The 21,998-nt window shown below is 45.3% G+C and carries 21 protein-coding genes; 3 read left to right on the top strand and 18 right to left on the bottom strand.

Translation table 11 applies throughout. From position 1 onward, the window contains the following. Position 1 precedes the first annotated feature (1 nt). Positions 2-1,138 (bottom strand): glycosyltransferase family 4 protein, encoded by a 1,137-nt coding sequence (locus tag NST25_RS10705; protein ID WP_076191391.1) that lies wholly within the window; start codon positions 1,136-1,138, stop codon positions 2-4. A gap of 157 nt (positions 1,139-1,295) precedes the next feature. On the opposite strand from NST25_RS10705, the gene NST25_RS10700 reads away from it, so the two are divergent. Together NST25_RS10700 and NST25_RS10695 are read left to right on the top strand one after the other, a co-directional pair. Then, positions 1,296-2,696, top strand: coding sequence for an RsmB/NOP family class I SAM-dependent RNA methyltransferase (locus NST25_RS10700; RefSeq protein WP_340393959.1), 1,401 nt, complete (start codon positions 1,296-1,298; stop codon positions 2,694-2,696). Positions 2,697-2,808: 112 nt separating this feature from the next. Next, positions 2,809-2,904 carry a sporulation protein YjcZ gene (locus tag NST25_RS10695; protein ID WP_081383126.1) on the top strand — a complete coding sequence of 32 codons (96 nt, stop codon included), beginning with the start codon at positions 2,809-2,811 and terminating at the stop codon, positions 2,902-2,904. A gap of 71 nt (positions 2,905-2,975) precedes the next feature. On the opposite strand, the gene NST25_RS10690 is transcribed toward NST25_RS10695, so the two are convergent. Genes NST25_RS10690 through NST25_RS10680 form a run of 3 tightly spaced genes read right to left on the bottom strand, consistent with a single transcriptional unit; the run spans position 2,976 to position 4,964 of the window. Next, positions 2,976-3,341 (bottom strand): hypothetical protein, encoded by a 366-nt coding sequence (locus tag NST25_RS10690; RefSeq protein ID WP_340393958.1) that lies wholly within the window; start codon positions 3,339-3,341, stop codon positions 2,976-2,978. A gap of 15 nt (positions 3,342-3,356) precedes the next feature. Next, positions 3,357-3,998, bottom strand: a complete 642-nt coding sequence (locus NST25_RS10685; protein ID WP_340393957.1) for a histidine phosphatase family protein — start codon at positions 3,996-3,998, stop codon at positions 3,357-3,359. 27 nt (positions 3,999-4,025) lie between these two features. Then, complete coding sequence (locus NST25_RS10680) at positions 4,026-4,964, bottom strand: 2-dehydropantoate 2-reductase N-terminal domain-containing protein (protein ID WP_076130143.1); 939 nt, start codon at positions 4,962-4,964, stop codon at positions 4,026-4,028. Positions 4,965-5,127: 163 nt separating this feature from the next. Between NST25_RS10680 and NST25_RS10675 the strand changes: the two genes are divergently transcribed. Next, a complete protein-coding gene (locus NST25_RS10675; protein WP_076309093.1) occupies positions 5,128-5,697 on the top strand; it encodes a TetR/AcrR family transcriptional regulator in 570 nt (189 codons plus the stop codon). Here the strand turns inward: NST25_RS10675 and NST25_RS10670 are convergent. The 14 genes from NST25_RS10670 to NST25_RS10605 form a co-directional block, all read right to left on the bottom strand. Then, positions 5,688-6,686: an ATP-binding cassette domain-containing protein gene (locus NST25_RS10670; protein WP_248549246.1), complete on the bottom strand. Its 999-nt coding sequence runs from the start codon at positions 6,684-6,686 to the stop codon at positions 5,688-5,690. The genes NST25_RS10675 and NST25_RS10670 overlap by 10 nt on opposite strands. Positions 6,687-6,720: 34 nt before the next feature. Further along, positions 6,721-7,503: an ABC-2 family transporter protein gene (locus tag NST25_RS10665; RefSeq protein WP_036689373.1), complete on the bottom strand. Its 783-nt coding sequence runs from the start codon at positions 7,501-7,503 to the stop codon at positions 6,721-6,723. Further along, positions 7,500-8,321 (bottom strand): ABC-2 family transporter protein, encoded by an 822-nt coding sequence (locus tag NST25_RS10660; protein ID WP_076186659.1) that lies wholly within the window; start codon positions 8,319-8,321, stop codon positions 7,500-7,502. The genes NST25_RS10665 and NST25_RS10660 overlap by 4 nt, the downstream gene beginning before the upstream one ends. Before the next feature lie 49 nt (positions 8,322-8,370). Further along, positions 8,371-9,543 carry a serine hydrolase domain-containing protein gene (locus NST25_RS10655; RefSeq protein WP_076280250.1) on the bottom strand — a complete coding sequence of 391 codons (1,173 nt, stop codon included), beginning with the start codon at positions 9,541-9,543 and terminating at the stop codon, positions 8,371-8,373. Positions 9,544-9,686: 143 nt separating this feature from the next. Continuing rightward, positions 9,687-10,085 carry a hypothetical protein gene (locus tag NST25_RS10650; RefSeq protein ID WP_339173019.1) on the bottom strand — a complete coding sequence of 133 codons (399 nt, stop codon included), beginning with the start codon at positions 10,083-10,085 and terminating at the stop codon, positions 9,687-9,689. 167 nt (positions 10,086-10,252) lie between these two features. Further along, complete coding sequence (locus NST25_RS10645) at positions 10,253-11,809, bottom strand: extracellular solute-binding protein (RefSeq protein ID WP_340393955.1); 1,557 nt, start codon at positions 11,807-11,809, stop codon at positions 10,253-10,255. 57 nt (positions 11,810-11,866) lie between these two features. Continuing rightward, positions 11,867-14,161 carry a DUF4962 domain-containing protein gene (locus tag NST25_RS10640; RefSeq protein WP_340393954.1) on the bottom strand — a complete coding sequence of 765 codons (2,295 nt, stop codon included), beginning with the start codon at positions 14,159-14,161 and terminating at the stop codon, positions 11,867-11,869. Between the two features lie 2 nt (positions 14,162-14,163). Next, positions 14,164-16,242: a heparinase II/III family protein gene (locus tag NST25_RS10635; protein ID WP_076305897.1), complete on the bottom strand. Its 2,079-nt coding sequence runs from the start codon at positions 16,240-16,242 to the stop codon at positions 14,164-14,166. Then, complete coding sequence (locus tag NST25_RS10630; RefSeq protein ID WP_076186672.1) at positions 16,239-17,000, bottom strand: glucose 1-dehydrogenase; 762 nt, start codon at positions 16,998-17,000, stop codon at positions 16,239-16,241. The genes NST25_RS10635 and NST25_RS10630 overlap by 4 nt, the downstream gene beginning before the upstream one ends. Positions 17,001-17,047: 47 nt before the next feature. After that, positions 17,048-18,844: a sensor histidine kinase gene (locus NST25_RS10625; RefSeq protein WP_076130133.1), complete on the bottom strand. Its 1,797-nt coding sequence runs from the start codon at positions 18,842-18,844 to the stop codon at positions 17,048-17,050. After that, entirely contained in the window at positions 18,844-19,875 is a 1,032-nt protein-coding gene (locus tag NST25_RS10620; RefSeq protein ID WP_076130132.1) for a response regulator, read from the bottom strand. Before NST25_RS10620 ends, NST25_RS10625 begins: the two co-directional genes overlap by 1 nt. 64 nt (positions 19,876-19,939) lie before the next feature. After that, positions 19,940-20,824 (bottom strand): carbohydrate ABC transporter permease, encoded by an 885-nt coding sequence (locus tag NST25_RS10615; RefSeq protein ID WP_139329962.1) that lies wholly within the window; start codon positions 20,822-20,824, stop codon positions 19,940-19,942. Between the two features lie 21 nt (positions 20,825-20,845). Beyond that, positions 20,846-21,802, bottom strand: coding sequence for an ABC transporter permease subunit (locus NST25_RS10610; protein WP_076130130.1), 957 nt, complete (start codon positions 21,800-21,802; stop codon positions 20,846-20,848). Beyond that, positions 21,792-21,998, bottom strand: a complete 207-nt coding sequence (locus NST25_RS10605; protein ID WP_076130129.1) for a tautomerase family protein — start codon at positions 21,996-21,998, stop codon at positions 21,792-21,794. The genes NST25_RS10610 and NST25_RS10605 overlap by 11 nt, the downstream gene beginning before the upstream one ends.

Genomic DNA, 21,998 nt, shown 5'->3' with positions numbered 1-21,998 from the left:
CTCACCCTTTCGTTCCTGAAGGATACTGTAAATAGGTTTTTTTAAGTTCATTAGCAACTCGTGTCAACGAATATAGGCTTTTGGCTTTATCCCATGCGGAGCGCGAAAGCTCATAACGATAAGCCGGATCAGATATCACCTTCTCTAATGCATCAGCAAGAGCAATCTCATCGTCAGGACTGACCAATAAACCATTCACACCATCTTCAATCTGCTCCGGTATTCCGCCCACATTTGTCCCCACTAAAGCCAGGCAGCTAAGTGCCGCTTCCGCAAACACTGAACCGAACGCCTCCGCCCGAGAGGGCAATACGAAAATATCAAAGAATGGCATGAATTCTTCAGGGTGCAGCGTATATCCGTAAAAGATCGTTTCATTATAGATCCCTAAATGCTGGGCCATCTTTTCCAGATCCGCACGTGAAGGACCGTCGCCAATAATATGCAGTACATACTCATGGCCGCGATTTTTAAGCTCCGCGCAAGCGTTGAGTAATATATCTATTCCTTTAGCCGGAACCAGACGTGTCACGGTCACTAGCTGCGGAATAGCGTTATCATGCGGAACAGGCTTAAATCTTTTTTCATCAAAACCATTCGGTATAACACCTATATTAGAAGGATCAATAATATAAGGGGCCACATACTCTGCAAAAGATCGCGACACCGTCATTAATCGATCACTAACATGCTCAAGTTCACGATAAAGTGAAACTAGAAAACGATGCTCCAAGCCATCCTCGGAAATCGCTCCATTTAGAATCAATTCCCGCTCGTAACTGGAATGCAGGGTATGAATTAACGGAGTATCAGGGAAAACTTTTTTCATCGCTAAGCCAGCAATCGGATGATGAGAATGAATAAGATCATAAGGCTTACTCATCCGCAGTTTTGTCCACCATAAATAATCACGATAGGTCTGAATATATTTTTGAACGATCGGACTTTCTCCATACTGCGTCCAATCAAACGTCTCGAATATTACTTCCTCATGCCCCTTATTGCGAATCCGCTTAGGCAGCCAAAACAAATCCATCTCCCAACGGCTTGAACGGAATCTTTCCTGAAGATAAGGGATCATAGATGATACACCACCGGGTTGCTCCGGCGGGAAGAAGAGCGCTTGCAGCAAATTCATATGGTACATCCCCTTTACAATTGCCCTGTGTACTGTAAGACTTGGCAATTATGATATAGTTGAATATATGTAGAATTTCAGGTACGATTACGTTCCCCATACCTTGATTTTATCGGTATAAACATGAAACAGCAACTAAGAAAAAGGAGAATGATCTATGAAGGAAGAACAGCTGCCTGCCTCTTACACCGCATCTATTAAAGAAATGCTGGGGCAAGAGGCAGATGCTTTTCTAGAAAGTTATTCAGCGCCACGAACTCAAGGACTGCGCTTAAATCCGCTAAAAAGCACCTCAGCCATAGGCCAAGTTGCGGTGGACCGTACAGTCTCACAATTTAATTTGAAGCCTATCCCATGGTGCCAGGGCGGGTTTTATTATGATGAGCCCGCTCGACCAGGCAGACATCCGTACCATGCCGCTGGACTATATTATATTCAGGAGCCTTCCGCAATGTCCGCAGCTGAACTGCTGGCACCTGAACCCGGTGAAACCGTCCTCGATCTTGCAGCAGCCCCTGGAGGTAAAACTACGCATATCGCTGGTTTAATGCAGGGACAAGGCCTCTTAATCTCTAATGAAATCCATCCGGAACGCGCAAAAATTCTAGCAGAGAACGTTGAACGTCTGGGCATTAAGAATACCCTCGTAACCTGTGCAACACCAGAACAGCTATCTGCGCGTTTCCCGCAAGCTTTTGACCGAATTATGCTGGATGCTCCTTGTTCTGGAGAAGGCATGTTCCGAAAAGATCCAAAAGCCATTCAAGAATGGTCTCCTGCTCATGTAGTTATGTGCGCAGCGAGACAATGGGATATCCTGCAAGACGCCTACATTATGCTTAAACCAGGGGGTACTTTAGCTTACTCTACCTGCACCTTTAACCGTCAAGAGAATGAAGAAACCATTGCTCGATTGACGGCTAGTTACCCCGATATGGAACTACTCACCTGCAAACGCCTTTGGCCGCATTTAGAAAAGGGCGAAGGTCACTTTGTTGCACTCCTGCGTAAGCAAATTGACACTGTATCCGTAAATGACGATGCCAACCGCAACGCCAAAAAACGCCGAAGCAAAAACAACCCAAAAACTAATTCTTCTGTACGTGATGCCTACCAGCTTTTTCAAGACTGGGCTGCGGTAGAACTGCCTGGTCTTTCATGCCAAGGTGTACCCCTGCTCTTCGGCGAATCTCTTTATTTGCTGCCAGAATCCTTTAATGGCAACCTCCATACCGGGCTGCTGGACGGACTGCGTATTCCACGAGCTGGACTACATATTGCCCATTTGAAGAAAAATCGGATTGAACCTGCTCATGCATTAGCTATGGCACTTCAGCCCCTACAAGCATCACGAAGCTTTGATCTCAGCAGTGAGGGCCCGGAAATACATGCTTGGCTCCGCGGTGAAAGCCTGCCTGTCCCCAGCGAATTACATGGATGGACACTTGTAACTTTAGATGGTTTGCCGATTAGTTGGGGCAAGGCGAGTTTAGGCCAGCTTAAAAATCATCTTCCTAAAGGATTACGTATCCTAAAAGCCCATATTGACGAGCAATAGGCCATAGACCAGTGCAACAGGCCCTCTTCGGCATATGATGTCATTATCTCAGAAAGCTGCGACACCAGTCACAGCAATTGAGAAGAAGACATAAGTTGAGGAGGAATAAATCATGGGTGAATTTCAAGGAGGAGCTTTCACTTCGACCGGAGCGATTTTGGTACTTTTCATCTTGCTGGTCATCATTTCCCGTTCGTTGTTTGTTTAAAACCTTCCCGGCTTAATTAGCTGGTGAAACGAAGCGGCTGTGTCGTCCTTTTTTGGGGCGGTGCGGCCGCTTTATTTCTTTCCGACATAACATCTCCATTTGTTATTCTCGTGAATATTTACCGTCTGAAAGCCCGATTTCCGTAATAACTGCTCCATCTCTTCGTTCTTAGTGAATTGCTTCATATGATAATTGATTTTATAGATCTCAGAAATAATAACAAATGTACCGCCTGCTATCAGCACCCTAAATGCTTCACTTATATCTTGTTCGAGTTCCGGCCAGAAATAATGCGTCTGAGTCGCTGTGATCGTCCCAAAAATCCATCGTTGAACGGTGATGCTGGTATGTGCCTGATTCATGATTTTGATCATGATATTTCCTACGAACCCTCTAGGATTCTTGGCTTGCTCAATCAGCGCATTCAATAAACCCATATTTGTACCTCCCAATCAATTGGCCATACCAGTAGCCTGATCCCTTGATATATGTTCCGTAAGATTTTCTGCTGTAACTGCCCACTTATCTGCTTGATACTCTATTTTATGAATACTAGTATATGAAGTCGGGAAATGAGCATTCTTATTCGTCCACGTTAGCCCTTTTAAAATATGGTATATAACATTAATTACGCCACCATGAGTGACCATAATTACATTTTCATTTGGATCAGTACTCTCCAGTTCATTACATAGTTTTGAGAAACTTGAACTTATTCGCGTAAAAAATTCCTGGGGACTTTCTCCTCCTGGAAATCTCTCATCCATTCTTAAAGCCGAGAAATAAAGACCCGGGTATCGTTCATTTGCGATTTCATGGGGCATTCCAGCGATTACACCATTGTTCGTTTCTCTCCAATACTGGCTGCTTTCAACAGGCAAATTAAGCTCTCTGGCGATCTCATTTGCTGTATCTAACGCACGTTGCAAATCACTACAAAGAATACGGGTTATGTTAAAGCTAGATTGATTTTCCTTAAGATAATATCCAAGACGTTCGGCTTGTCTATATCCCTCTACTACAAGTCCACGTTGACTCCAACCCCCACGAAAGCCTTCTTCATCTATTCCATGCCTTATAAAATATATAGCCATCGATTGTATACCTCCTGAACAAGATTGTTATACATTTGCATTAAACTTCGAAAACGCTTGTTTTTTAAGTTGATCCCAATTAGGCGTTGCGATGTTTGCTTGTTGCTTCAAAATATCAAATGAATCAAACAAAGCTGCTATTTCGCTGAAAGAACCGTCCACTAATTTCATAAACGGTAATTTATGAATTATTGTCAGACCATAATATACAGCCTGCTTGTGCTTCCGAACAAAGTTAACTTGCCCTGCTGGAGTGACAGTATAACCTAATTGCTCCATGATTTGAAACCCCTCGTCCATTACTGAAATGGCTTGTTTTAATAGCTTCTTATCTTTGGATACCTTTTTCAAATCCCCGTCATGCAGATAACTAAGGGAGTTCAAAGCCACTATAGGCACGATATGACTTTTGAGCCAAGCATCCATATCCTCATGATAAGTTAGCTTATACTTAACATTTTTAAACGCATCATCCAGTACAGGCTTTATTGGAATCTCACCGTCTAAACTGCCAAGTACCATTTGCCCTCCTGCGTGTATTTTGATAACGCGACCGCTCGTTTCCCGAATTCCTGCACTAAGCTGAAATCCGAAGAGTATATTTTTCCTCACATTGCTCATTTCCTGTAGATCCTTTTGCATGCCAGGAGCATCGCCATTGTTCCCCACAAGAATTATATTCTGACTCTGATTCTCAGCTAGAATAGGTAGCACAGATGGAAAATCATTATATTTCATAACAACAAAAATAAGATCATAGAGATCATCGGATCGAAGCGTAGAGATGACCTTTACTGTATCCACAGTGTTTTTAATTTGAAAATAATGGCGAAGCACAAGTCCGTCTTTCGTCAATTGCTCTGCTCGCTTTCCTCTGGCAAGCATGGTGACATCATTTCCCCCACGCACTAGAACATGTGCAAGATAGCTGCCTAATACTCCCGCTCCAAAAACTAAAACTCTCATATTTAACTCCTCTATCCCTTTTTAGACATTTGTTGAATTTTGATCAACTGTTCGATAAAATTAGATTATCACATCTCCGGTAGGGTTCAATCGTTAGTTTGATCGGGTTTGTTGATTTTTCAACAGAATACAATACATTGTTTAATAAAAAGGGAGTCTTACCATGGACAGAAGAATTAAAAAAAACCAAACAGCCATCATGAATGCATTAATTCAACTGATGGCTGAAAAAGATTTTGAAAAAATAACGATCAACGAAATCGCAGAGCGCGCTGATGTAAACCGCGGAACGATTTATTCCCATTATGCGGATAAATACGATCTGATGGATAAATGTCTGGAGGCTCAGCTCCGGCAACTAATCGAAAGCTGCTCCGCAGTGGAGAATGAAACCGAACCTAATCCCTCGAAGGCGTCATTGCTCCGCACGCTGGAACAATTGGAGGAGAATGCTCTCTTTTATAAGACTTTATTAAGAAACAAAGCTTTACTCTCCTTTAGAAACCAATTACAAGAAATGATAAATGAGCAGATTAAGGTACAATTTTTAGAAAACAATTTTAACCTGGATGAGCTGAGTAAAGATATATCTGTGCAATTTTTGAGTTCGGCGACTGTCGGAGTGATTGAATGGTGGTTTACTCATAGTAATCCTTGCTCTGCAAAAGAGATCACTGAAAAGTTATGGTCCATGGTCGATCTAAATCTGCAGATGATCCGTTCTCAAGCTTGAATATGCTCTCCCGTATCCATCTCATAAATGGAGCTGATGATTTTTTCAATGGGAATCTCCTTAATAGATATATCAAGGATCTCTACCTTTTCGCTAAGAATATGCAGAAACTCGCCCATTTTACATTGCTCGGTATCGATCAGCAGCTCCACTTCGTAATCCGATATTCTTTCCGATATCAGAGTCCCAGGCAGATCAATATCTCCAATAGTTGTGGCGGCTGAAAGCCTAACTACTTTTTTGGCGCCCAGATGCAGTCGAAGTTCAGAAAACTTGTCGTCATATACTTTTTTCCCTTGATGAATTATAAGTACTCTTTGAACCAAACGCTCTACATCTTCCAAGTCATGTGTTGTCAGAATAAATGTGGTGCCTTCCTGATTCATTTGCTTAATGAATTCTCTGATTCTTTGTTTAGCTATCACATCCAGCCCGATCGTCGGCTCATCCAAAAAAACCACAGGTGGTGAATGAAGCATCGCCATAATAAACTCGCATTTCATTCGTTCTCCCAGGGAAAGGGTTCGTGTGGGTTTAGTGATAATATCGCCAATCTCAAACATGTTTACAAATCGGTCTAGTCTTGTACGAAAGTCGTTCGTAGGAATATCATAGATTTCCTTGTTCATATAAAAGCTATCCAAAGGGGGTATGTCCCATATTAACTGCGATTTCTGTCCGAACAATACCCCGATTTGTTTTACATATTGATTTTTCTGCTTATGAGGGTTGTACCCTAGAACATTTATTTCGCCCGAGGTAGGATAGAGAACGCCTGTCAGCATTTTAATAGTCGTAGATTTCCCCGCACCGTTTGGACCCAGAATGCCAATGATTTCTCCTTTTCCAACACTGAACGAAAGATCTTCTACAGAGGTAATAATCGATTTTTCACGGTGAAACAGACTTTTAAATACGCTTTTTGCATCTTGTCCACGGTGATAGGTTTCATATTGCTTGGTTAAGTTCTTGACGGTAATAATGTCCAAGTGAAATTCTCCTTCTTAGAGCTAAACTAATCTTTTATCCTCCGGCGCTTTTGTAACTGCGAAGCATGTATGTATAGAGCCAAATTCCGAAGGCAGCAAATAACACACAAGGGATAATCGCTATAAAAAAATAGGGTTCCCATCGGCCAATCAGTGTAGATGCTGGAAAGTAAGCAATCATGGAAACCGGAAACAGAAAAGAACTCACGGCTACGACTGCTTTAGGAAAAATCGTCCCTGGATAACGTCCAAAAGACTTAATGCTCTCAAACATCTCCGGCAAGCGGGAATTCGCTACCCATTTGAAGGAAATCGCTGCCACAATAAGCGCCACGCCGAACATAACAAGCAGCCCTGCGCCAAACAACAACAGGAACAATAACCAAGAGCCGATGGTCATCCCATCGATTCCGCTAAGTGCGTATACGAACATGATTACTCCTCCGCCTAAAAGCCCGATACTTTCGAACTCAAAAGATCTGGCCAACAGCAGAAAAAGGCTCGAGGTCGGTTTAATTAATACCACTTCCAAAGTCCCTTCTACAACATGAGACATCGTATTCCACATAATTCCGTTAAAAAAAATCCCGGCACAAGCCGTAGACAGAATAAAAACGGATTGAATCAACAGCGCCTCTTTAAAGGTCCAACCTGCAAATGAAGCATTCGAATTATAAATGAATACCGTTACTAGAGGAAACAGCACATTCCCTATGAGCATGATAAGACTATTAAGAATAAAATTAACACGATAAGTGATAGCAGAAGCAATATTCGCCTTCATGCAGGTTTTATATATTTGATACATACGTTTCATGCGCCCACCCCCGTAAAATGCTTAAGCGACACCGCATACAGCACCCGGCAGATAACTCCGGCAATAATTACCGCTATGAGCTGCAGCAATAACACTTGAGGAATAGGTAAGGTTATATCCGCTAAAGTATAGCTACCTGTATAGACCATTGCGGGAAGAAAGGCCGTGTATTGAAAGGGTAAGAAAAAGGACGCCATTTGTAAGGATTTTGGGAAAAATACTAATGGAATCAGCGATCCTGAAAATATCCCTTCGCAAAGATTAAAAAAATTACGAATACTAGAGGATTGCACCATCCAAAAAGCGACCATTCCAATACTATAATGAATGAAAAAATTCATCATAAACGCCATAGCTATCGAAAGAATCGCGTATAGTAAATTTGCAGGTAAGACATCAATATGAAAAATAAAGAAAAAGATCATAAAGCAGGGTAAAAATTCAAATAAAAGCCCAAGTACCCTATGCCCTGCCTTCTGAGACAAAGCAAAGAACATATGATTTAGCGGTCTTAACGAAAACGTAATGAATTTCCCGGTGCGAATAAGCATTTGTAAATTCCAATCGGCAAAATCCATCGTCAAATAGTTGATCAACATCGTAGCACAAAAATAGGAAAGCATTTGGGAGAGTGACATCCCGTTGATATAAGATTCCCCGCTATAAACAGCGCTCCATATATAATACTGCACTAAAAAGTACACTGGGCCTACAAAAATAGAAACCATCGAATGCGTCCTGTACGCACTCCATTCCTTATAAGTAACAAAAGCAACCGCCCTCATAATGCGAAAGCGGTGCTTTATCATCTCAAACATAAGTCACATCCTGCCTATCTATAGATATCACATAAAAAAAGTCTTTTTCTTATTCGAGTCCGGACCAGATCACATTGTGGGTGCCAAATACCGCTCTACCGTCCCATACCCCTTTGTGAAAAGGAAGATACCAAACGGCAATCAGCTTTTCAACCGGGTCAACGAATAAGGCACAGGCCCCAGCCCCTTCGTGAAAAAAAGTGCCTTCAGAGTAAGAAGTACTCACATTATAGCGAAGGTCTGGTCCCAGTCCGTATGGTCGATCCGCTCCTGCATCTCCCCATGCGTAGTTTGGAATTTTCTCAGAATTAAACCGCTTGGTCATTCTTTGTACCGCCATACGGCTTAAGATATGACCCCCTTCGTATTCCCCTTGATTAAGCAGCATAATTCCGAACTTTTGCAGATCAGCAACTGTGGAATATAACCCACCACCAGTTTCGGGAACGTTGATTTCTTCCTCAGACCTATGTCCCGCGTCCGTAATTTCCCCGTTTTGCAGCTTCTGAAGATATTCCTTAGCCCTTTCCGAACGAATGGCGATCCTACCAGCTTTTTCTGCTGGTATATCAAAGAAGGTATCTTTCATGCCTAACGGTTTTACAATGTGGTCCATTATGTATTTTTCTGCAAAAACACCCGTTATTTTCTCGATAATTGCACCCAAGATCGCGTATCCAAACGATGAATACATCCATTGAGTCCCTACCGGAAAATGAATCCCTTTAGATAGACCGGCTTTAATCCAGTTTTCTTTTCCAAGCTCTGATTCAAAAATATACCACCATGCACTTTTATAGTAAGTATCACTTATAGTGCCAGGATCGGGAGCGATGCCAGAGGTATGAGTCAGTAAATGTGCAATGGTAATCGGCTTAAAAGGGTCGGCATCAAACTCTGGAAGAATAGAACTCACAGGCTGCCCCATAAAAATCTTACCATCATCCGCAAGCTGCCAAATCGCTGTCGCCGTAAACAGCTTCGTAATTGAAGCAACACGAAAAATTGTATCCGTTTTCATTTCCTGGGTGCTTTCTTCTTCGTAACTGAAACGACCTCCGGCAGCACTAGCAAAGATTTTCCCGTAACGACTAAGAGAATAAATATAACCATCGACTACTTTTTTATCACAGAGATCCTCATAAAAATGATTAACTACCTCTAAACGGTCCTCCCTGTAATTCACTTCGTTCAGCTTGCTAAGCTCTGTGGATGATAACATTATTCGCACTCCCCCTTATTATTCAATAAAATACATGATGCATAAATATCTTGCAATAAAACCCAAATAATTGAAAGGGTGATTTTACATATAACTATTTTATACTGCTCCAATAATTCTGTAACAGCAATGCTGTAATCTCGTTAACGGTTTGTCGTTAGAGATTTAACTAGTGCCATTCCACTAACCAGACCAAATACTATTCCATCATGTATGGTTGCGAATTTGTAGATCTCCATATTCGAAATGTTAAAATACATTACTAAAGTTGGATACATAAGCAGAAGAAAACTTGGAAGAAACACAATAAACAACAGAAGCCAATTAACAACAAAAGCTTTAGGTAATCCTTCTAATAATGCCAGATAGATTCCATAGACAAACGGGACAATAGCCGTGATCCATACAGTATTTTCTAATTGATAGTTCTTTTGTGCCTCTTCAGTGTAATGACTAATTAGCGAGTTTCCATAATGTAATAAGAGCGCCCCCACTATGATCCAGACAAGATAATATAAAAGTTTTGAATTCCGCATCTTCATGAAATCACTCCATTTCTTTTTATATAGTTCATTAGAATTAGAATGTCTCCATTTAACTTACCATATAATCCATACTTTGGATATTACATTAAAGTAAACTGGCCCTAACTAAAAAGGCTACCTCTCGGCAGCCCTTAATTGAATTCCAACTCCCCTGAAGGATAAGTTTATCTGCGAGGCATGGTGACGCCAGCTTTGTTATTATATTTTTCCGTAGCTTCCTTAATGACGTCGTTGCCGCCCTTAGAAAGCCACTCTTCCACAACCTTCGGCCAGTCGCTGATAGGTTCCTTGCCATATACCATCTTTACCATGTGCGTCAGCAGTACCGGAGGAGCCGTGTCCGAGTTAGGTGCAATGTCTGGATTCTTCACCAAGGCATCTAGCCGCGGGTCGAACTGAATTCCGTCACGGCCTTCGTTAGCCAGAATAGTATCGTATACATTGATCAAGCTTCTGCCTTCTTCTGTCATGTTAAGGACACCCTTATTATAAGTAGTATCCTGCACCATCCAGAGGAATGACTGGCGGTAGCGCTCCTCATCTATAGCGGCGGAATCCGCAGGAGAAGTGTATACGATTTTGCCGTTCTCTTCCTTATAGGTTTCGTCCTTAATCCCAAAGGTAAAGAAGGTTTCTGCCTCTTCGCTCAGCATCCAGTCAAAAAATTTCACGATATCCGCAGCATTCTTCGTACCTTCCTTAATAAAAAAGGTGCGCGTGGCGGAGCCGTACAAGTAGGAGCCTCCTTTTCCATCAGGTCCCACTGGCGAAGGAATAATCTCCAGCTTGGCGGATGGCGTCGTAGCCTTCAGTTGCTGCTCCCACTGCAGAAGCTCGTTGGCATTCATCGTCCACATGCCCGCTTTGCCTGAGAGAATCGCATTTTTGTAGTTGGTCGGGTTAATGGTGGCAAATTCCTTGTTGATCAAACCCTCTGTATACATGGTGTTGTAGGTTTGCAACGCCTTCATCATATTTTCGCTATCCATAAACTTCGGCTGAACCTGGCCGTTTACTTCCTCGAACATAGTCAGATACGGAAAAACATCATAAGCGCCAAAGAAAGCATCCGCATATTTGAAGTCTTGGCGGCCCATGTACGGGTTCTCTATCCCCAGCTTTTTGAAGGCACGCAACACAGTCAAGTACTCATCGACCGTTTTTGGAACCTGCAAGCCGGTTTGTTCCAGCAGGTCCTTGCGAATCCAAGTCGCCCGGCGGGAGGGATTGGACAGAAACTCCGGTATTGCATAAATTTTTCCTTGATAGGTGACGTTCTCCCAAGCTTCCTTCGGGATTACTTTCAAAAGGTTCTGGCCGTTTTGCTGCAGCAGATCATCCAAGGGCATGAACACACCAGCTTCAACAGAACCAGCCATCTCCTTGCCATTTACGCCGCCCGAACCTTGAACGACATCCGGTATATCATTAGTAGCGAACATCTGCACCATTTTCTGCTCGAACTCTTTATGAGGAACCAACACAATATCCAAGTCTGTGTTTGTCATCTCCTCCAGCTTTTTCACCCATTTGTCCTTATTCAAGTCGGGTGATTTCTCAACATAGTTAAAAGCCAGCGTCCGCATCGAGATCGAGAATTCAGTTTTCTGCGGCGTATTTGATGCGCCTCCGGCAGTCTCTTCTTTGTCCTTGTTCGAGCAACCTGCAATAACGGTAGCACCCATTACGATAGCCAGACAGATGCCAATCCATTTTTTCATAATATAACCCTCTCCTTGTACAATGGGGTGTATACGTAAAATGAAGATATCTTAAGACTAATAAGCTTTTGGGATCTCAACCCGGTGGGTAATCCCCTGATTCGTAAAGTAGACATGAACCCCATGGTCCTGATCGTCCATAAAGTACGATACGTAATCCCGGCTTCCTGCTTTTTGGGGAATCAGAAGAGTAACGATCCGATGGCTTACGGCCTCTTGAGTAGAGGCAGTCAAATGCCAATGCTCGGGCAGCCCTTCCCATTCTTTCGGATCTACATCTGTAAATTGATTGCTTTGACTGAGTGTCATTTCTCCCGAGGAACTATAGACAAATCTGCCCTCCAACTGAGCTTTTTTACCATGTACTTTAAAAGATTGATCCTTCAGCTTCATGGGATACAGCGTATGAAACAGCCATTCCAATTTTCCCGGACGTTCCAGCTCGACACTGTCTGTGATAACTAAGTAAGCGCTATCAAAGAAAAATATTTCCCGCACATACCGCTTGATATAGGGTACATTCTCGCGGTAGGCTTCGGTGGCATCCATTTGCGTGTAGTTGATTCCAGGCGTACTATACGCCTTCAATACCTTGCCGTAGGCTGCCATGTTCTTCGACTTGTCCGTGCCAGCATATTGGCCTTTGCCGTCAATAAGAATTGCGTTCTTGGAGCGGGTCTGCCTGCGCCACTGCATATGCATCGTACTGTTGAATGCAACGTAATAGCCGCTTTCAATAGCCAAGGGCTCGCCGAAGGCATGCAGCAGGAAGGCGTTTTGATCCCCATGGCTATGGCTCACAGAGCCGTAACGGCTGCTCTTGGTCAACAGCATGATATGTTCCTGCGGATCCTCCATCCGATGATGCATGGCCACCCATCCCACATCCTGAAACCACTTCAAAGGTTCTGCAGCCACCGGTGGCTCTGAAGAAATCTGCGGATAATCTGTGCGATAAACCATCTCATCGAACCGGAAATCCCACCAGCCGTAGTTATAAAAGATCATCTGGGTGTCAGGGTTCAGTTCCTTAGTTTGCTCAAAATACCATTGGTACTGGCCATTCCCGGTTAAACCCGCGAATTGACGGATATTGAAGCCCGTTTTGAGATTGACCGGATCTCCCAGTGATGATTGATCGCCGAAGCTGGCCCTCATGGTATCCGGACTGAAGCAATAGAGCGGAAAGTCACCTGTTTTGCGAAAGAAAGGACGGTCATAGAAATTGATTGCCATGTATTTGCGAATTAGATTGAGCGCCTCCGTAACGAATGCCATCTGAGTGGTCCAATACATCGGACCTTCGGCCCACCCGCCGTCTTTGCCACCCCATGGGGTATACATGGCGGAGAAGTACTCCAGCGTATAATCAAGCCATTCCTGCGCCTTCTCCTCCTCACCCAACATGGAAATACAACAGGGTACGAGAACAGAGGATAAAGAGCGGATCGCATGGCTGTCATAAGGAACTTGATGGATGCGGGAGCGTTCGATGACATGGAATGCGATCTGCCCGGTTCTTCGCAGTAGCGCCTGCCTTACCTTAAGGCGTTCTTCTTCCGTCAGAGAGCCGTGAAGCCAATCATAGCCCCATGCCAACGCTCCGGCTATGCGAAAGGAGCATTCATCATTGTAATCCCGGCTGGTGGTACCATCTGTGTTCCAGCTTGCAGCATGAAGCAGCCACTCTTTAGCTTTGGCGATAAGCGCCTCGTCCTCTAACACAACTCCAGCTATAGCAAGATGCCGGATAGCATAGAAGACTTCCTGGCAGTCCATATACATCTGCCGCCAAAGTGTGGCGACACGCTTATTATCTGGATACGGTGCAGGCTCGGGAATAAGCTCGCGCTTTGTCCAGGGTAGAACGGAATGCTTCAGGAAGTCTTCCCAGCCAGTTGAAATCGGGTCTTGGCGGACAACTTCCCGGTAAGACGGTAGCTGTTCCGCTTGAAGCCAAAGCCGCGGATGGTTGGCGGATGCAGCTGAATATCGTTCTGTACGGGAAGGCAGTGGCGTTAGCGGCAATTCATCCTCCACCACAAAAGCTCTTACTTTACTCCACTCGGAACGGATATCATTCTCCCCGATAAGACTGTATCGCCAATAATACGAGCCGGGCGCCAACGGCTTATCCGGGGTAAACAAATTATAGGGAATTCTACTGTAGGTCAACGTATCTTCAGACTCAAATTCAGTTTTTGAGGAGATCTGCAGCTCATACATGCTCTCTTCCAGACAAGCAGGCATCCAAGTAAACCGCGGAGGATTCTCTCCAACATCTATATGTTCATCTGGCCCATACGACAGATCGAGTACACCGCTGGTAGGTTGAAATAAAGGTTCTAACATCTCTACTCCTCCGTATTCCGGGACTTTTCCTGAATCAGTCCCGCTTTAGGGTCAAGGCAATACACCACTGCTTGCCCAGTTGTTGCTATTTGGATTCGGGGCGGTTCGCCCACCTGACTCACTAGCTTCAGTACAGCAGGTTCGTGACCGTCCCGATAAACCGTAATAAAATCAACCGACGGGCCTTTGTGCTGAAGCATAATACCTCGTAGCAATCTACTCGGGTCTTCGGCATTACCCGGTGTGCGGATTTCATACATAGTGGAGCCGGGCGCCAGTAGAGTACTCGTGGATACTTCATACTCCCGGCCGGTGCTCACTCCATCATAACGGATATTCCACTCCGTATTTAACGGGCAGTCCGTCTCATTTTTCATTGCGGACAGTACTTCTACTGAGCCATAACCAGCTTCCAGACCAAGGACTGTCGGAGAGTCCGTCTGGACACGGTGAGGGTCGAACGGTAACAGCAAATGTCCCGTCGGATGAAACCATAAGTCTACTTCCTGACTCCGCTCCGTTACTTGCTCAACATGAAACCAATCCAGCAGCCAACCGTCGGCCAATACAAGATGCCGCTCTAGAACAGCTCCTTCATAGGCGCTGTCTGAACGAATCCATAAGTACGTAGCGTTGCCTTCCTGGCGAAATTGACAGCAGCTTCCGGTATGTGGAGCTTGGGAACGACCTCCGATGGTGACCGTGTTATGGCTCGCAGTTTCGGAATACCATTCCTTGCGCAAAACAGATCCATAAGGAACCATACCCAGCTCGGGAGCAACCTCGCCCCATCGGTGCATAATCGTGATATGAAGCTTGTCGAAATGTCCATGTGATCCGCCATGCTCTCCGAAATCCGCCAGCACGGACAGCGGATTGCCCGGGTGGCGGAGCACGGCGAATCCGGAATCCGGCAGTAGGACAGAGTCTCTCACCCTGTAACTGGTCTGAAGCTCCTTACTCTCACCTGCTCCATACAGCACTGCCTCCAGACCAGTCCTTAATTCCTGCCCGTATAGATATCTATAAGCATTCGCCAGTATTGGCTGGAGACTCGGGTCTTTGTAAACCGCAATACCTATTTCAAATACTTCAGCAATTTCTCGGGCGAAAGGAACGCGCGCATAAGGACCATCATGCACGGCTGGAAGCTCCCCGTTATCGCCGCTAAGCTCTGCCAGCAACTGAAACATGCCACGGATGGATTGTCCCTGTTCTCCTTTGGCAGCATAGAGGTCAACCCCGAAGCGCCCGTACATCTCGGCTGCTATGAGATAAGCCCGCAATACAAAAATATGGTAGTACGTGCTGCCTTCAAATTCAAAACCATCTGGCTTCACGCCAATGGACAGATGATGATAGAATCCGCCTTCTCCCTCCAGCAAAGAAGCAAGCTTTTCTCTGGTACCCTTGGCGGCATATACACAAGCCAGGCTAGCATTCAGCCATGCGGTATAATTGTTCTCTGCATTCTTCTTCTCGTAAATGAGGATGTGGCGGTATTGCTCCATACTCTCCTCCAGCATCGTGAAGAACACTTGCAGCTTTACCTCTTCCTCCCCAGCGAACGTTACTCCATGATCCACAAGCAGCAGATAGGCCCGAATAAGCGTAGTGGACCAGATAGCCTCTGTCAGCGCCTGATGAAAGGCACGGCCACTAAGCATCCAGGGTTGAGCATCGGGATGAACCGGATACAAAGGAAACTGCTCCGCATAACCGACAAGAATCTTCCGGGCTAAGCTGCTGTATAATTCTTCTCCGTCTGCGGCGAATACCACAGCAGCTTGCAGGGCGTATCGCGCCATTGCCTGATGCCGGTATACCAGCCATGCTCCCCGGTAGGGTTCACCTTCCAGCTTGCAGCCCTTCGGGCAAGAAAAGACAACCGCATCTTGCTCCATAACATCGAAGATTAGCTCAGTATGATGCTGGGGACATACATATTGGTGCCACCAGCCACCAGGTTCTGTCGGGAGCAGAATCTCTTCTCTCCGGAATGGATCCAGCTCCATTTTCAATTTATCCACCTCAAGACCAACCCAGGAAAAAGTATCTGCTTTCTCCTTAAGGTTCATCATCGCATGAACAAGCCTCCGTTAATTTCAATAATTTCGCCTGTCAGATAATCCGACAGCTCTGAAGCGAGGAAGAGTGCCACATTGCTCACATCCTGTGGAGCACCTTCCCGGCCCAGCGGAATCTTCGCAATCGTTGCCTGTCTTGCCGCATCTGCAGTAAAGGTAGCATGGAAAGCGGTCTGACCGATAAATCCAGGAGAGATAGCGTTTACATTAATCCCGTGAGGACTCAGCTCCTTGGCAAGTCCCTTGGTATAAGACCATACCGCAGCTTTGCCCGCTGCATAAATGGAAGCCCCCGGTCCGCCGCCGTCATGGGCCGCAAGGGAAGATACATTGATGATTTTACCGCTTTTCTTGGCAATCATCCCTGCGGATACGGCTTTGCAGGCAAACACGCATGATTTAAAATTGACGTCCATCACCTTGTTGTAATGCTCTTCGTTCATTTCAGTATTGGGAACCCGATTGATCATGCCGCCTGCATTGTTGACGAGAATATCGATGGTTCCGCCGAAATGCTCCTCTATTTCCTTTACCATATTTTCCAATTGGGCAGGACTTGTTGCGTCTGCCTGAAAAGCATAAGCTTCTCCTCCGGCCTGACGGATCGCTTCCACCGTCTCCTCCGCAGAACCGAACAAATAGTTTACCGCCACTTTGGCGCCGGAAGCAGCCAAAGTCTCCAAGATTTGTCGGCCTATCCCTGCATTGGACCCTGTAACAAGCGCAATTTTACCAGTCAAATCAATTTTCATTGCCTATTTCCTCCTAATAGTAATTTTTTCTGAAAACATCTTTTTCCTCACTCCGCAGGCATGGATAAGATCAACCGGGTTCCCTCATTCTCCACGCTTTCGACACTTAATCCGTATTGTTCACCGAACACCATTTGAATTCTCCGGTGCACGTTCATGAGCCCGATTCCACCTCTATGATAGAGGGAGTCTCCTTCCGTATCCGCCAGCTGATTCAGATTCAGCTTCTCACGAAGCTTATCAAGCCGTTCGCGGGACATCCCTGCGCCGTTATCCTCTACAAGAACTAGAAAACGATCTCCCTCTTTTCTGGCGTCGATTCTAATATAGTGCTTGTCTTCAATTCCCTCGGGAAACGCATGCTGAAAAATATTTTCGATCAAGGGCTGAAGTGTAAGCCTGACCATCTTAGCCAGTAGCAGCGTCGGCGGAATCACTACGTCAATTTCGAACTCCCTGCCGATCCGGTGCTTGAGAATCGTCATGTAGCTCAGTACATGATTAAGCTCATTGGCAATCGTAATTTCCTCCAGATTAGTTTGGATGGAGTAGCGAAGCATGAATGCCATGGCCTCCACTATTTCTGTGATTTCATCCGAATCCTGAACGACCGCATAACATTTGATAGTCTCTAATGTGTTATATAGATAGTGCGGATTAATCTGCAGCTGGAGTGCCTGGAATTCAGCTTGATGACGTTCCAGAGCCTCCTTCTGGGTGGTAAGCTCCGCTTCGTATACCCGCTCAATCATTTCGGACAGCCGGGTCACCATGAGATTGTAGCTGCGCATCAATCCCCCCAGTTCATCCTGACGGCCGTTCATCTCAAGCCTGCGCCACTTGCCTTTTTCCGTCTCCCTCATGCCCTCCTTAAGAATCAGGATGGGCTTCGTGATGGATCGTCCGAACCAGGCTGCAAGGAGCAGTGTGCCGACAAGCGTGAGAACTCCCACCACCAGCGTGGTCGTACGAATGGTAGAAATAGGCTTGCGCAGCTCACCAACGGGTATGGATACTACAAGCTGCCATTTGGAATATTCGGATTTTCTCGACACGAACAAATACTCTTTCCCGTCTACTTTTTCCACCACAGAGTCATTTGGGTGTTGAAATACGTTCTGAATGTGCTCAGCAGATAACCCAGGGTGGTTATTATTCCCTTCCGCCCGGTAAAGGAGCTTGCCGAATTCGTCCATGATAAAATAGGACCCGCCCTGTCCCAGATCAAGAGGTTCCCATATACGGGCCAGATCCTCAGCCTTGAATTCAATGGCGACTATACCTTTGGGACGATAGGAAGAGACCCCTCTGATTCGGCGGACCATCGTAATAATGTTCTTATCCCCTTCATTCATCACATTCGTGTTGAGAATGGTGATGCGGCCGCTCTCCGGCGTATGTTCGCTTAAGAAACGGTAGCGTTCCTGAGGATGAAACTGCAGGCTATGTGCCTGATAGGAGTTATCATCGCTAATGGCCTTGCCGTGTTCACCGATGACGTACATCAGATTAATCTGGGGATACAGAATAAACAAAGAACGAAACAAATACTTCTGAATGTCATTCGTATATTGATAGTAGGAGAAGCTATCCTCCGGGTCCATATCCAAGAACTCCTTGACTTGATTGTAGGACAGGATGGAATCGCTAGCCTTTTCATAATTTTGCAAATACAGATCCGTTTGATAAGACGCACTTCTGATGACTTGAGCAATGGACTTCTCAGAAGACTTATCCAGCTCAGCCGAAGCCTGAAAATAAGAGATAAATCCAACCATGGACAAGGATAGAAGAATGACGGTCAGAAAGGAGGCAAACAGCTTGTTCGACAGACTCTTTCTCATCAATCGATCCCCAGCTGGTTGCGGTACTCAGAAGGAGCCAGCCCGGTGAACTTTTTGAACGTCTTCGTAAAATGAGGATGGTCTGCATACCCGACTTCATAGGAAATATCGGTGATCCGATAGCTTGCATCGGCAAGTAATCTTTTGGCCTTCTCCATCCTGCGTTTTATGCGGTAATGTACAAAGGTCTCTCCTGTTGAGTGCTTAAACATCTGGCTGAAATAAGAGGCATTTAGCCCAAGCACTTCCGCCACTTCTTCCAGCGATACTTCCTGGGCGAGATGCTTTTCAATAAATGCTTTAGCTTCCTCTATCGGATCCTTCGCTTTACCCTTGCGCTTTCTACGAAGCTCTTCCAATATAGCTGCTGACGCTTCTGCGAAGCAGTGAAATAACTGCTCAGGTCCAGCTGCTGCGGACAAGTCTAACAGGCTTTTACCGGGTGTAACTGAATTGACAAGCAGCTTCTTCACGAGTAAAGCATAGCCCTCTTCCAGAAGCTCTTTTTGCTGAATCCGGCTCATCTTACGCTGGAGGAAGTCAGTTTCCCATTCCTTCAGTACAAGGTACAGCCTTTCTTTATCCAAGGTCCAGATGGCATCATCCATACGCACGACCCATTCATCGAGCTTAGCGACAGAGACAAAACTCTCTAACTTCTCTCTATGCGCTTCCAGTTTGGCGATCACATTTTGAAGGTTCCCTTTGCTCACGGGTTTCAGGAGATATTCTTTCACTCCATAGGACACGCATTGGCGGGCGTATTCAAAATCCCCATAACCCGAGATGACAACAGTCTGAATATCCGTCTCCATCTCCGACAGCCGCCGGCACAGCTCCAGTCCGTCTACCTTGGGCATACGGATATCTGTAAAAAGAAAATCCGGCTGCTCCTCCATAATGAGCTGGATGGCCTCCTCGCCATTCTGGGCCAGCTTAATGTTATACGGATGCTCGCCGCATTGCTGGATCATGATAGAAAGTCCCTTTCGAATCATGGGCTCGTCGTCTACGATTAATACACATCTCATCCATGGATACCACCTTCCGATTCGTCTCGCTTAACGCGTTCCTATTCTACCACACTATGATAGATCAGGATTTGACGGATCCGACCATCATTCCTTTAACGAAATGGCGTTGAAGAAACGGATAAATCATGATAATCGGAATAGTAGCGACAATGATAACAGCCATTTTGATGCCCTCAGGTGAGGTGTGGGCCAAAGAGCTATAAACTGAGGAAGCCGGATCAATGCTGATATCGTCCGTCTCGAAGAGCTTCTTCAACATCACTTGCAGAGGCCATAATGACGGCTTGTTGATATAATACAGAGCGCTCATGTACGTATTCCAGTGCCCGACGGCGTAAAAAATCCCCAATGAGGCCATTACCGGTTTGGACAACGGCAGTACCATATTGACTATGATCCGCAGCTCGCCACACCCATCGATTCTGGAGGAATCTATCAGCTCCTGAGGCAGCTGCATAAAGAAGCTTCTCATCACGAAAAAGTTAAATGCGCTGATGGCCCCCGGAATCATAAGTGCCCATAAGGAGTTCATAAGCCCCAAATTTTTGATCAGGATAAAGTTTGGAATAAGAGGGGCACTGAATACCATAGTGAACAATACCATCATGACGATGTATTTACGTCCTACGAATTCCGGCCGCGACACCGGATAAGCGAGAGAAGCTGTCGCAATCAGATTAATGGCGGTGCCCAGTACCGTAATATAGACGGAAACACCGAACGCCCGCCAAATGGAATGATCGCTGAAAACGTACTGATAATTGATCGCGGTAAATTCCTTTGGCAGCAAGCCTACCCTGCCATTAATAATTGCTTCAGAGCTGCTAAAGGACTGGGCAATCACATTCAGAAACGGCAGAAACATAGCCAAAGCGAGAGCGGTCAGAAACAAAAGATTGAACACATTAAATAGATTCTGGCCGCGAGTATAGCGTACTCTCATCATCCCTACCTCCATAAAGAGCGATTAATACAGCGATTCACCGGTTGTTTTTTTGCTCAAAATGTTGCCGATGAGCACCAGAATGAGTCCAACTACCGACTTGAATAGCCCCACTGCTGTTGTATAGCTGTATTGCTGAGACAGCAGCCCCGCCTTATAGATATAAGTGTCCAGAATCTCCCCGTTCCCGGTATTAAGCGCGTTCAGGAATACCCATACCCGCTCGAAGCCAAGATCAAGAAATCTCCCGATATGGAGAAGGAACAAAATCATAATCGTCGGTATAAGAGACGGCAGTGTAATGGCTAAGGTTTGTTTCCAGCGCCCGGCTCCGTCTACTTCAGCAGCCTCATAAAGATCTGGGTTTATTCCTGCCAACGCGGCCAGATAAATGATCGTACCGTACCCGGAATCCCTCCAGATACCGGAACTGATCAAAATCGTGCGAATGTATGAATTTTCACCAAGAAAATAAATCGGTTCAAAGCCGAAAGCTTGTAAAGCCTGATTCACAATCCCTGTTCCTGGGGAGAGGATACCCAAGGCGATACCGCTGACAATTACCCAAGATAGGAAATGGGGCATATAAACCACCGTTTGCAAAAACCGTTTGTAAAACACAAGCCGAATTTCATTCAGCAGAAGCGCAAGCAATATTGGAGCCGGAAAGGCGAATATAAGATCATACAAGCCTAGCAGAATTGTATTGCTCAAGATTCTTCCGAAATCCTGGTATTGGAACATCGTCCTAAAGTGCTCGAGTCCCACCCATTCACTGCCTGTAAAGCCTTTAAAAATATTGTAGTTCTGAAACGCAATAACTGAACCAGCCAACGGCAAGTACTTGAAAATAATAAAATACAAGATCCCGGGAATCGCAATCACATAGAGTGCTCTGAATTTCCACATGTTTAAAAGCAAGGACCTTTTCGTGTCGGCTTTGTAGTTAATAAGGTCAACCCCAGTTAACTTAGCTTTCATAACCGTTTCCTATAGGTCCTGTTTTCAGCAGGTTCGCCGGAGCATTCTCATCCAGGGGAATTTCTTGAAATTCGACGGTAATAAATCGTTCCTCCCGTTCAATAATTCGGGATAACTCCCGCGTGAATACGGTGACTATCTCCTCCTTCTGCTCACTCGTTCGGCCTTCGTACATCCTAATCTCAATATGTGGCAT

It is taken from the genome of Paenibacillus sp. FSL E2-0190, assembly GCF_037992965.1.
Classification (GTDB): domain Bacteria; phylum Bacillota; class Bacilli; order Paenibacillales; family Paenibacillaceae; genus Paenibacillus_AQ; species Paenibacillus_AQ odorifer.
This window is presented reverse-complemented; position numbering and strand designations above follow the sequence as displayed.

What these genes read in the sequence shown, in the direction of transcription:
- NST25_RS10690 (WP_340393958.1), bottom strand. Translation starts at nt 3,341, where the DNA reads ATGGGTTTATTGAATGCGCTGATTGAGCAAGCCAAGAATCCTAGAGGG.
- NST25_RS10660 (WP_076186659.1), bottom strand. Translation starts at nt 8,321, where the DNA reads ATGTTTGAGATGATAAAGCACCGCTTTCGCATTATGAGGGCGGTTGCT.
- NST25_RS10700 (WP_340393959.1), top strand. Translation starts at nt 1,296, where the DNA reads ATGAAGGAAGAACAGCTGCCTGCCTCTTACACCGCATCTATTAAAGAA.
- NST25_RS10685 (WP_340393957.1), bottom strand. Translation starts at nt 3,998, where the DNA reads ATGGCTATATATTTTATAAGGCATGGAATAGATGAAGAAGGCTTTCGT.
- NST25_RS10655 (WP_076280250.1), bottom strand. Translation starts at nt 9,543, where the DNA reads ATGTTATCATCCACAGAGCTTAGCAAGCTGAACGAAGTGAATTACAGG.
- NST25_RS10605 (WP_076130129.1), bottom strand. Translation starts at nt 21,998, where the DNA reads ATGCCACATATTGAGATTAGGATGTACGAAGGCCGAACGAGTGAGCAG.
- NST25_RS10610 (WP_076130130.1), bottom strand. Translation starts at nt 21,802, where the DNA reads ATGAAAGCTAAGTTAACTGGGGTTGACCTTATTAACTACAAAGCCGAC.
- NST25_RS10640 (WP_340393954.1), bottom strand. Translation starts at nt 14,161, where the DNA reads ATGTTAGAACCTTTATTTCAACCTACCAGCGGTGTACTCGATCTGTCG.
- NST25_RS10635 (WP_076305897.1), bottom strand. Translation starts at nt 16,242, where the DNA reads ATGATGAACCTTAAGGAGAAAGCAGATACTTTTTCCTGGGTTGGTCTT.
- NST25_RS10680 (WP_076130143.1), bottom strand. Translation starts at nt 4,964, where the DNA reads ATGAGAGTTTTAGTTTTTGGAGCGGGAGTATTAGGCAGCTATCTTGCA.
- NST25_RS10650 (WP_339173019.1), bottom strand. Translation starts at nt 10,085, where the DNA reads ATGAAGATGCGGAATTCAAAACTTTTATATTATCTTGTCTGGATCATA.
- NST25_RS10630 (WP_076186672.1), bottom strand. Translation starts at nt 17,000, where the DNA reads ATGAAAATTGATTTGACTGGTAAAATTGCGCTTGTTACAGGGTCCAAT.
- NST25_RS10615 (WP_139329962.1), bottom strand. Translation starts at nt 20,824, where the DNA reads ATGATGAGAGTACGCTATACTCGCGGCCAGAATCTATTTAATGTGTTC.
- NST25_RS10620 (WP_076130132.1), bottom strand. Translation starts at nt 19,875, where the DNA reads ATGAGATGTGTATTAATCGTAGACGACGAGCCCATGATTCGAAAGGGA.
- NST25_RS10645 (WP_340393955.1), bottom strand. Translation starts at nt 11,809, where the DNA reads ATGAAAAAATGGATTGGCATCTGTCTGGCTATCGTAATGGGTGCTACC.
- NST25_RS10625 (WP_076130133.1), bottom strand. Translation starts at nt 18,844, where the DNA reads ATGAGAAAGAGTCTGTCGAACAAGCTGTTTGCCTCCTTTCTGACCGTC.
- NST25_RS10665 (WP_036689373.1), bottom strand. Translation starts at nt 7,503, where the DNA reads ATGAAACGTATGTATCAAATATATAAAACCTGCATGAAGGCGAATATT.
- NST25_RS10695 (WP_081383126.1), top strand. Translation starts at nt 2,809, where the DNA reads ATGGGTGAATTTCAAGGAGGAGCTTTCACTTCGACCGGAGCGATTTTG.
- NST25_RS10705 (WP_076191391.1), bottom strand. Translation starts at nt 1,138, where the DNA reads ATGAATTTGCTGCAAGCGCTCTTCTTCCCGCCGGAGCAACCCGGTGGT.
- NST25_RS10675 (WP_076309093.1), top strand. Translation starts at nt 5,128, where the DNA reads ATGGACAGAAGAATTAAAAAAAACCAAACAGCCATCATGAATGCATTA.